This is a genomic window from Streptomyces ossamyceticus (assembly GCF_001418475.1).
Taxonomy (GTDB): Bacteria; Actinomycetota; Actinomycetes; order Streptomycetales; family Streptomycetaceae; genus Streptomyces; species Streptomyces ossamyceticus.
Genome location: NZ_LIQX01000123.1, coordinates 1 through 10,868, shown reverse-complemented (window position 1 = coordinate 10,868; position 10,868 = coordinate 1). Strand labels below are relative to the sequence as shown.

9 protein-coding genes are annotated in these 10,868 nt (G+C 68.0%); 8 read left to right on the top strand and 1 reads right to left on the bottom strand.

What is annotated here, in order from left to right; translation table 11 throughout:
• Window positions 1-698, bottom strand: a 698-nt coding sequence (locus tag AOK15_RS45570) for an SCO2400 family protein (RefSeq protein ID WP_157870208.1), incomplete at its 3' end; no start/stop codon positions are given.
• Window positions 699-945: 247 nt separating this feature from the next.
• On the opposite strand from AOK15_RS45570, the gene AOK15_RS11180 reads away from it, so the two are divergent.
• From AOK15_RS11180 to AOK15_RS11145, 8 genes are all read left to right on the top strand, one after another.
• Window positions 946-2,109 (top strand): mandelate racemase/muconate lactonizing enzyme family protein, encoded by a 1,164-nt coding sequence (locus tag AOK15_RS11180; protein WP_055515442.1) that lies wholly within the window; start codon window positions 946-948, stop codon window positions 2,107-2,109.
• Window positions 2,106-3,128, top strand: a complete 1,023-nt coding sequence (locus AOK15_RS11175) for a zinc-dependent alcohol dehydrogenase (RefSeq protein WP_055515440.1) — start codon at window positions 2,106-2,108, stop codon at window positions 3,126-3,128. Before AOK15_RS11180 ends, AOK15_RS11175 begins: the two co-directional genes overlap by 4 nt.
• A gap of 122 nt (window positions 3,129-3,250) precedes the next feature.
• A complete protein-coding gene (locus AOK15_RS11170) occupies window positions 3,251-4,219 on the top strand; it encodes a hypothetical protein (protein WP_055515438.1) in 969 nt (322 codons plus the stop codon).
• Window positions 4,220-4,371: 152 nt separating this feature from the next.
• Window positions 4,372-5,484: a multiple monosaccharide ABC transporter substrate-binding protein gene (chvE, locus tag AOK15_RS11165; protein ID WP_420876890.1), complete on the top strand. Its 1,113-nt coding sequence runs from the start codon at window positions 4,372-4,374 to the stop codon at window positions 5,482-5,484.
• 38 nt (window positions 5,485-5,522) lie between these two features.
• Window positions 5,523-7,073: a multiple monosaccharide ABC transporter ATP-binding protein gene (gene mmsA, locus AOK15_RS11160; protein WP_055515434.1), complete on the top strand. Its 1,551-nt coding sequence runs from the start codon at window positions 5,523-5,525 to the stop codon at window positions 7,071-7,073.
• The gene (mmsB, locus tag AOK15_RS11155; protein WP_055515432.1) at window positions 7,070-8,314 is read left to right on the top strand and encodes a multiple monosaccharide ABC transporter permease; all 1,245 of its coding nucleotides are present in this window, start codon (window positions 7,070-7,072) and stop codon (window positions 8,312-8,314) included. Before mmsA ends, mmsB begins: the two co-directional genes overlap by 4 nt.
• Window positions 8,315-8,377: 63 nt before the next feature.
• The gene (locus AOK15_RS11150; RefSeq protein WP_055515430.1) at window positions 8,378-9,424 is read left to right on the top strand and encodes an aldose epimerase family protein; all 1,047 of its coding nucleotides are present in this window, start codon (window positions 8,378-8,380) and stop codon (window positions 9,422-9,424) included.
• A gap of 165 nt (window positions 9,425-9,589) precedes the next feature.
• Window positions 9,590-10,868: pyridoxal phosphate-dependent aminotransferase (locus AOK15_RS11145; RefSeq protein WP_055515427.1), on the top strand; the 1,279-nt coding region annotated here is incomplete at its 3' end.

The window sequence follows — 10,868 nt, the reverse complement described above, 5'->3', positions numbered from 1 at the left end:
TCCTCGGCGTCCTCGTCGTCCTTGGACTTCCCGGACTCCGAGGCGGACGGCGAGGGCGAGTCGTCCGGCGACGTGCCGTCCACCCCGTCCACCCCGTCCACGCCGGAGTCGCCGCCCGGCCTGCCCTCCGCCGAGTCCGCCGGCGACGGGGTGACCGCGTCGTCCACGGACGCCGCGTTCGGGTGCGACGGCGGTGCCTCCATGCCGAGTTCGGCGAGGCTCAGCCCGCCCGCGGCGAGCACCAGCCCCGCCCCGACCAGCAGCAGGCGCTTGCGCCGACGGCGGTGCGCGGCCGCCCGCCGGTCCCGACGGGCGGCACGGTCGCCGCGCTCGCGGCCCTTGGACCGGGAGGAGGCGGCGCGGACGGCCCGGCGCCCGCCGACGTTCACCTCACCGTCGCCCTCACGCGCCTCACCGGCAGCTTCGCGCACTTCGCCGTACTCATCCGTTTCGCCGTAATCACGCGTTTCATCACGCTCATACGCTTCTTCGTATTCATACGCTTCGCCGGGCTCGCTCGCTCCGTCGCGCTCATACGTTGCGTCGCGCTCGTACGCTTCGCCGCTTTTCTCCGCGGTGAAGGCGTCCGATTCGGGCGATGCGCCCATGTACGACCGGCTCTCTTCGGCCGGTGCGCCGCACCCGGGACAGGCCAGGGCGCCGTTGAGGTGCCGTTGGCACGGGTGGCAGTAGTCCATGACGCCGGAAGATTATTTGGCGCGCCGGTGACGTTCCCAGGCGCCCTCGTGAAAGTTGTGTAGGAACCTCGTGTACTGGCGGGTCAGGACGGCTCAAGCCCTGATCATCGCCCACCTTCGGGACCTTCGCGACGAGACCGTTGTGCGCTCGACCCATTGACACTCGGAGCGGGTCGTCCTTACTGTCGCGCCAGCATTTCGAACGAGCTTCGAAATTTCGAACAGACCGAAAAGGACAGGGAGCACCGTGCGCATCACGGGAATCAGCACACACGTGGTCGGAACGCCGTGGCGGAACCTGACCTACGTCCAGGTGCACACCGACGAGGGACTCACCGGAGTCGGCGAGACCCGCATGCTGGGCCACACCGACGCCTTGCTGGGCTACTTGCGCGAGGCGGAGGCCAACCACATTCTCGGGTCCGACCCGTTCGCTGTCGAGGATCTCGTCAAGCGGATGAAGTACGGCGACTACGGTCGGGCCGGCGAGATCGTGATGTCCGGCATCGCCGTCATCGAGATGGCCTGCTGGGACATCAAGGGCAAGGCCCTCGGCGTCCCGGTGTGGCAGTTGCTCGGCGGCAAGGTCACCGACAAGGTCAAGGCATACGCGAACGGTTGGTACACCACCGAGCGCACGCCGGAGGCGTACCACAAGGCGGCGCGGGGCGTCATGGAGCGCGGCTACCGGGCGCTCAAGATCGACCCCTTCGGCACCGGCCACTTCGAACTCGACCACCAGCAGAGCCTGTACGCCGTCTCGCTGATCGAGGCCGTGCGGGACGCCATCGGGCCGGACGCCGAGCTGATGCTGGAGATGCACGGCCGGTTCTCCCCGTCCACCGCGGTCCGACTGGCCAAGGAACTGGCCCCCTTCAAGCCCGCGTGGCTGGAGGAGCCGGTGCCGCCGGAGAACCTGAAGGCGCTGGAGAAGGTCGCCGCCAAGGTGGACATGCCGATCGCCACGGGCGAGCGCATCCACGACCGGATCGAGTTCCGGGAGCTCTTCGAGAGCCAGGCCGTGGACATCATCCAGCCGGACGTCGGCCACATCGGCGGCATCTGGGAGACCCGCAAGCTGGCCGCGACCGCCGAGACCCACTACATGCTGGTCGCGCCGCACAACGTGGGCGGCCCGGTGCTGACCGCCGCCTCGCTCCAGGTCGGCTTCACCGCACCGAACTTCAAGATCCTTGAGCACTTCAACGACTTCGCGGACGCGGACATCAAGAAGGTCATCAAGGGCGCCCCGCAGGTCAATCCCGAGGACGGCTGCTTCCACCTGTCCCACGAGCCCGGCCTCGGTGTCGAGCTGGACGTGGACGCGGCGGCGGAGTTCCCGCAGCAGCAGGCCCGGTTCGACCTGTGGGCCGACGGCTGGGAGCAGCGCAAGCCCAAGGGGACCCAGTGACGACCTCGCCCGACGCGGCCACCGCCGTCGTCATCGAGGCTCCGGGCGAGCACCGGCTCGTGCCGCACGAGCCCCGGCAGCCTTCGGCGGGCGAGGCACTGGTCCGTGTCCACGCCTCCGGGATCTGCGGCAGCGACCGCGAGGTCTACCAGGGCAACAGGCCCGAGGGATACGTCCGTTACCCCCTCGTGCCGGGTCATGAGTGGTCCGGGACGGTGGTCTCCGTCGGCGACGGTGTTCCTTCAAGTCTTGTAGGTCGCAAGGTCGTCGGCGAGGGCTTCCGGAACTGCCAGGTCTGCGACCGCTGCCACGCGGGCGAGACCACGCTGTGTTCGGCGGGGTACGAGGAGACCGGCTTCACCCAGCCGGGCGCCATGGCCACCACGTTGACGCTTCCGGCTCGCTTGCTGCACGTTCTTCCGGACGACTGCGATCTGACGGCGGCGGCGCTGCTGGAGCCGGCGGCGTGCATCGCGGCGGCCGCACTCAAGGCCAACGCGGTGCCCGGGGAGCGGGTGGCCGTCGTGGGCACCGGCACCCTCGGAATGTTCGCCGTTCAGTTCTTGAAGGCGGCCTCGCCGGCCGAACTGCTCGTCGTGGGCACCCGTCCGGACCGCGCGGAACTGTCCCGACGGTTCGGTGCCTCGGACTTCCGTACGAAGGATGAGGAGCTGCCCGGCGACTTCGACGTCGTCATCGAGACCGCCGGTTCCGCGGACGCCGCGGTCACCGCCGCCGCGCTGCTGCGGCGTGGCGGACGGCTGGTCCTGACGGGCATCCCGGCGTCGGGCGCTGACGGCCTCGACCCGACGGACCTCGTCGTGCGGCAGCTGGAGGTGCACACCGTGTTCGGAGCACCGCCGGACGCCTGGGCGCACACCGTCCGGGTCTTCGGGGCCGGACTCCTCGACCCGCTGCCGCTCGTCACGCACGAGCTGCCGCTGCACGAGTTCCCGGAGGCCATCGAACTGGTGGGGTCCGGCGACCCGAAGGTCGGAAAGGTCCTCCTGCGGCCGTGACACACCCCTGAGCCGTACGCCGGTACGGATGTACCTGACTACTCCGTACCGGCGTACACCCCAAGATCTCTGTGCGATGAGCCGCGAACCTCGTCCGAAATATCGAACCTGAAGGACAGCTAGTGACCGACACCAACGCTTCGGCGCCCCGTCGGCCCGGCGAGCAGGCGCTCGCCGCGCTCGGCCTGGACGCGCCCGCTCTCGACCCCGCCGACGCCTCTCCGCACACCTTCCCGGGCGGTGGCCGCTGGCGCACCGAGGTTCCCTCCGTGGAGGGGCCGGAGGCGCTCGCCGTGGTCCTCAAGGAGGCCTCGCGGCTCGACGTGCCGATCCACCGGATCAGCCAGGGCAGCGGTGTCTGGATGCTCACCGACGCCGAGATCACCGAGATGGTGGAGGCGACGGCCGAGCGCGACATCGAGCTCTGCCTGTTCACCGGCCCGCGCGGCACGTGGGACATCGGCGGCTCCACCCGTACCGACTCACGGGGCGGCGGGCTGCGCGCCCGCGGCCACGACGCGGTCGCCGGCTGCGTGGAGGACGCCGTGCGCGCGACCGAGCTGGGCGTGAAGTGCCTGCTCGTCGCCGACGAGGGCGTGCTCTGGACGCTGCACCGCGCCCGTGAGGCGGGCATCCTGCCGGCCGACACCACCTTCAAGGTCTCGGCGCTCATCGGCCCGGTGAACCCGACCGCGTACGCGGTGTACGAGAACCTCGGCGGCGACTCGATCAACGTGCCGAGCGATCTGACGCTGGATCACCTCACCGAGATCCGGCGGGTGTCGGCCGCTCCGATGGACATGTACATCGAGGCGCCCGACGACCTCGGCGGCTACGTGCGGATGTACGAGGTCGCCGAGCTGATCCGGCGCGGCGCACCGATCTACCTGAAGTTCGGCCTGTCGAAGGCGCCCGGGATCTACCCCTACGGGCACCACATGCGCGACCTGACGCTGTCCACCGCCAAGGAGCGGGTGCGGCGCGGTCGGCTCGCTCTGGACCTTCTGGCACGGCACGGGGCGGACGGCGACATGGCGCCGCTCGGCACGCGCCTGCCGGGGGACCTGAAGCGATTTAGTAATCCCGCATAACGAACCGGCCAACTGTCTTCACAGAAGAAGACGCGGTCACACAGAATCCCCCACATCTTCTTCTGGCGTCCCTCGGCTCCTCCCTCGCTCGCGAAAGCGCCGTCCTCATCGCCAGAACGTTCCAGGCACCGAAAACATCAAGGATGATGATCATGCGCACTCGTCGAGCCGCTCTCACCGCCATAGCCTCCGCCGCCTCCCTCGCCCTGACCCTGTCCGCCTGTGGTCAGAGCGGTGAGGGCGGCAGCAAGGAGGAGGGTGGCAGCACCAAGGGCGCCACCATCGGCATCGCGATGCCGACCAAGTCCTCCGAGCGGTGGATCGCCGACGGCAACAACGTCGTCTCCAACCTGGAGAAGATGGGCTACAAGACCAAGCTGGTCTACGGCGAGGACGACCCCGACCAGCAGGTCGGCCAGATCGAGAACCTGATCACCCAGGGTGTGAAGGCCCTCATCGTCGCCGCCATCGACAACAAGTCGATGAACAACGTGCTCCAGCAGGCCAAGGACGCGAACATCCCGGTCATCTCCTACGACCGTCTGATCCTCGGCACGCCCAACGTCGACTACTACGCCTCCTTCGACAACGAGAAGGTCGGCGAGCTCCAGGGCGGCTACATCGTCGACAAGCTCGGCCTGAAGGACGGCTCGAAGAAGGGCCCGTTCAACGTCGAGCTGTTCGCCGGCTCCAACGACGACAACAACACCCGCTACTTCTTCCAGGGCGCGATGAACGTCCTGCAGCCCTACATCGACAAGAAGCAGCTCGTCGTCAAGTCCGGACAGACCAAGCTCACCCAGGTCACCACCCTGCGCTGGGACGGCGGCACCGCCCAGAAGCGCATGGACGACATCCTGACCTCGTCGTACAAGAGCGACCGGGTCGACGCGGTCCTCTCCCCCTACGACGGCATCTCCATCGGCATCCTCTCGGCGCTGAAGTCGGACGACTACGGCTCCAAGAGCAAGCCGCTGCCGATCGTCACCGGCCAGGACGCCGAGGTCGCCTCGGTGAAGTCGATCATCGCCGACGAGCAGTCGATGACCGTCTACAAGGACACCCGTGAGCTCGCCAAGGTCGCCTCGAACATGGTCGACGCGCTGCTGAACAAGAAGAAGCCCGAGGTCAACGACACCAAGACCTACGACAACGGCGCCAAGGTCGTCCCGGCGTACCTGCTGGAGCCGGTCAGCGTGGACAAGGCCAACTACAAGGAGGCCGTCGTCGACTCCGGCTACATCAAGGAGAGCGACCTCAAGTAATCCGGCGGAACCCGAACCACTGATTGGAAGGCACGACCATGGCGGGACCCGTCCTGGAAATGCGCTCGATCGTCAAGACCTTTCCCGGCGTCAAAGCGCTGTCGGACGTCACCCTGACCGTCCAGCAGGGCGAGGTCCATGCCATCTGCGGTGAGAACGGCGCCGGCAAGTCGACCCTCATGAAGGTCCTCTCCGGCGTCCACCCGCACGGCAGCTACGAGGGGGACATCCTCTTCGAGGGCGAGACCTGCGAGTTCAAGGACATCAGGGCCAGCGAGCAGCACGGCATCGTTATCATCCACCAGGAGCTGGCCCTGGTGCCCTACCTCTCCATCGCGGAGAACATCTTCCTCGGCAACGAGCACGCCACGCGTGGGTTCATCAGCTGGACCGAGACGCTGCGGCACGCGACCGAGCTGCTGCGCCGCGTCGGCCTCGACGAGCACCCGGACACCCGGGTCGCCGACATCGGGGTGGGCAAGCAGCAGCTCGTCGAGATCGCCAAGGCGCTGTCGAAGAAGGTGAAGCTGCTCATCCTGGATGAGCCGACCGCCGCCCTGAACGACGAGGACAGCGGCAAGCTCCTGGATCTGATCCTGGAGCTGAAGAAGCAGGGCATGACCTCGATCATCATCTCGCACAAGCTGAACGAGATCCGTAAGGTCGCCGACTCGGTGACGATCATCCGCGACGGGCAGACCATCGAGACCCTCGATGTGAAGTCCGCGGAGACCACCGAGGACCGGATCATCAGCGGGATGGTCGGCCGGGACCTGGAGCACCGCTTCCCGGAGCGCACGCCGCACGAGCCCGAGGAGGGCGCGGCCCCCGCGCTGGAGATCCGCAACTGGACCGTGCACCACCCGATCGACCAGCAGCGCAAGGTGGTCGACGACGTGTCCCTCCAGGTGCGGCGCGGCGAGATCGTCGGTATCGCCGGGCTCATGGGCGCCGGCCGCACCGAACTCGCGATGAGCGTCTTCGGGCGGACGTACGGCCGGTACGCGGCCGGCACGGTCCTCAAGGACGGCCGGGAGATCCGGACGAAGACCGTCCCCGAGGCGGTGAAGAACGGCATCGCCTACGTCACCGAGGACCGCAAACACTTCGGCCTCAACCTCATCGACACCATCAACCGGAACATCTCGCTCAGCGCGCTGGGCAAGGTCGCCAAGCGGGGTGTGGTCGACGAACACGGGGAGCGGCAGGTCGCCGAGGGCTTCCGCAAGTCCATGAACATCAAGGCGCCGACCGTCTTCGAGCCGGTGGGCAAGCTGTCCGGCGGCAACCAGCAGAAGGTCGTCCTCAGCAAGTGGATCTTCGCGGGGCCGGATGTGCTGATTCTGGACGAGCCGACGCGCGGTATCGACGTCGGCGCCAAGTACGAGATCTACACGGTCATCGACAAACTGGCCGCCGAGGGCAAAGCGGTCGTCTTCATCTCCTCCGAGCTGCCGGAACTGCTCGGGATGTGCGACCGCATCTACACCATGGCCGCGGGGCGGCTGACAGGTGAGTTCCCGCGTGCCGAGGCCACGCAGGAGTCGCTGATGCGTCAGATGACGAAGGACAAAGAGGTAACCCGATGAGCACGGAAGTGACCGCCAAGAGCCCGGCCCCCGCGCCGCCCGGCAAGAGCGGGGCAGCGGCGGGCGGGGGTCTGCTCCAGCTGATGCTGGACGGCCTGCGGCGCAACATGCGCCAGTACGGCATGCTGATCGCCCTCGGCCTGATCGTGGCGCTGTTCGCGGTGTGGACCGACGGCGACCTGCTGCTGCCGCGCAACGTCTCGAACCTGGTCCTGCAGAACAGCTACATCCTGATCCTCGCGATCGGCATGATGCTGGTCATCATCTCCGGGCACATCGATCTCTCCGTGGGTTCGCTGACCGCGTTCATCGGGTCGATCGCCGCGGTGTTCATGGTCAACAACGACATACCGTGGCCGCTGGCCGTGGTGCTCTGTCTGGCCGTGGGCGCCGTCGCGGGTGCCGCACAAGGGTTCTTCATCGCGTATCTCGGGATACCGTCGTTCATCGTGACCCTGGCGGGCATGCTCGTCTTCCGCGGTCTCACCGAGATCTTCCTGGAGGGCCAGACCCTCGGCCCGTTCCCCGAGGGCCTGCAGAAGGTCGCCAACGGCTTCCTGCCCGAGGTCGGCCCGCAGACGAACTACCACAACCTGACGCTGCTGCTGGGCTTCGCCGTCATCGCGTTCGTGGTGATCCAGGAGTTCCGGGACCGGCGCCGGCAGCAGGAGTTCGCCCTCGACGTGCCGCCGATGAACCTGTTCGTCCTCAAGCTCGTCGCGATCTCCGCCGCCCTGCTGGTCGTCACCATGCTGCTCGCCAGCTACAAGGGCGCCCCGATCGTGCTGCTGATCCTCGGCGCGCTGGTCGTCGGCTTCGGCTACGTGATGCGCAACGCGATCATCGGCCGGCACATCTACGCCATCGGCGGCAACCTGCCCGCGGCGAAGCTGTCCGGTGTGAAGGACAAGAAGGTCGTCTTCCTGATCTTCCTCAACATGGGCATGCTCGCGGCCCTCGCGGGTCTGGTCTTCGCCGCCCGCTTCAACGCGGCCTCGCCGAAGGCGGGCCTCAACTTCGAGCTGGAGGCGATCGCGGCCTCGTTCATCGGCGGCGCGTCGATGAGCGGCGGTGTCGGCACCGTCCTCGGCGCGATCATCGGTGGCGTCGTCCTCGGTGTGCTCAACAACGGCATGAACCTGGTCGGCATCGGCACCGACTGGCAGCAGGTCATCAAGGGCATGGTGCTGCTGGCGGCGGTCGGCTTCGACGTGTGGAACAAGCGCAAGGGCGGTTCCTGACGGAACCCGCAAAGGGGGCCTCGCCTGCGGGCGGGGCCCCCTTTCCCATGAGAGGAGCAATCCGTGAAGGAAGTCTTCGGCAAGCTCGCCGACGGCACCGAGATCCACCGCTGGTCGCTGGAGAACGGCGGCACACGGCTGCGGGTCCTGTCGTACGGCGGGATCGTGCAGTCCCTGGAGGTCCCGGACCGCGAGGGCCGCTACGCGAACGTCTCCCTCGGTTTCGACTCCGTCGAGGAGTACGTCGCCGGCTCCCCCTACTTCGGCGCCCTGATCGGCCGGTACGGCAACCGCGTCGGCGGGGGCCGGTTCACTCTCGACGACACGGCGTACGAGCTCGACGTGAACGACGGGGGCAACAGCCTGCACGGCGGTGCCGGCGGCTTCGACAAGGCGGTGTGGGACGTCGAGCCGTTCGTTCAGGACTCGAACGTGGGTCTGCGTCTCACCCGCACCAGCCCCGACGGCGAGATGGGCTACCCCGGCACCCTGCGGACCGCGGTCACCTACACCCTCACCGAGGAGGGCGACTGGCGCATCGACTACGAGGCCACCACCGACCGGCCGACCGTCGTCAACCTCACCAACCACGTCTACTGGAACCTCGCCGGCGAGGGCAGCGGCTCCGCCCACGACCACGAGCTGGAGATCGCCGCCTCCCGCTACACGCCCGTCGACGCCGGACTCATCCCCACCGGTGAACCTGCCGAGGTGGCGGGCACGCCCTTCGACTTCCGCCGGGCCAAGCCGATCGGCGCGGACGTCCGCACGCGTGACCAGCAGCTTCTGTACGCCAAGGGGTTCGACCACAACTGGGTGCTCGACAAGGGGCGGACGGATCTCCCGGAGCGGGCCGCGACACTGCGCGACCCGTCCTCGGGCCGCACCCTGACGATCTCCACCACCGAGCCGGGGCTCCAGTTCTACTCGGGGAACTTTCTCGACGGCACGCTCGCCGGACCGTCGGGGCGGATCTACCGCCAGGGCGACGCCGTGTGCCTGGAGACCCAGCACTTCCCGGACTCGCCCAACAAGCCGTCGTACCCGTCGACGGTGCTCCGGCCGGGGCAGACGTACCGCTCGACCACGGTCCACTCGTTCGGAGCATGAACACGGCAGCGCACAGGTTCTTCACAATTTCCGGCCAACTTCCCAGTGGTTGAACAGCGTCACGCCGTCCTCCGTATGTAAGGGCGGCCCGTGCTCCCCCGCACGGGCCGCCCTTAGTCGTCGGACCCGGTTCGTCCCCACGGGTCCGCCCCCTACGGAGGTTCCATGGCCGACAACGTCACCTCGTTGTTCCGCAGCACGACGGCGCACAGCCCCTCGATGGCGGCGCTGACGCGTGAGGGCGGCGACGGGGTCGGCCCGGTGGACTTCTGCATACCGTGCAACCCGTACTTCCCCACCCCGGCCATGTTCGACGAGATGGCGAGCCGGCTGAAGGACATCATCACGTACTACCCGAGCAGCGCCGACACCATCACCGCGGAGCTGTGCAACCTGCTGCAACTGCCGCCGCAGTGCGTGGCGATGGGCAACGGCTCGACCGAACTCATCACCTGGATCGACCATCTGCTGGTCCGGGAGTCACTCGCCGTCCCCGTCCCCACCTTCGGCCGCTGGACCGACCAGCCGATGGAGACCGGCAAGCGCGTCGACATGTTCCCGCTCCAGGAGTCCAGCGGCTTCGCCCTGGACCTCGCCCAGTACGCCGAGTTCATCCGGGCGCGCGGCACGCGGGTCGCCGTCATCTGCAACCCGAACAACCCCGACGGCGGCTTCCTGCACCGGCACGCGCTGGTGCAGTTCATGGACGCGATGGCCGACCTGGACCTGATCGTCATCGACGAGTCGTTCCTGGAGTTCGCCGACGCCGAGTCGGAGCCGAGCACGGTGCAGGACGCGGTGATGCGGCCCAACGTCGTCGTGCTGCGTTCGCTCGGCAAGAACTTCGGGCTGCACGGCATCCGGTTCGGCTATCTGGTCGCCAACCCGGCGCTCGCCGGGAAGATCCGCTCGATGCTGCCGAAGTGGAACCTCAACTCCTTCGCGGAGCATGTGGTGTTCATGCTGAAGAACCACGGCCCCGAGTACATGGAGAGCCTGCACCAGGTGCGGCGCGACCGCCTGGACATGGCCCGTCAGCTCTCCGCCCTCCCCGGTCTGACGGTGTATCCGTCGCAGGGGAACTTCCTCTTCGTGCGCCTGCCCGTGGGCGCCGAGGGCACCGTGGTCCGTGACCGGCTTCTCACCGAGCACCGGATCCTGGTCCGCGAGTGCGGCAACAAGGTCGGCTCGTCCAGTCGCTTCCTGCGACTCGTGGTCCGGCCCCAGGTGGACGTGCGTCGCCTGGTGTCCGGCCTGGAGTCGGTTCTCTACGGGTCCAGGAGGGGAGCCGCCGTACCCGAGCTGGGCACCGGGACCAGCTACAGCTCTGGTACGGCGGCCGTGGACCGGCTGATGAGCGAGACCAACGGCGCCGGTATGGCGGGGCTCGCCGCGCAGGCCACCGGCCCGGTCGGCATGCCGGGCATGAACCCGTGCCCCGGCC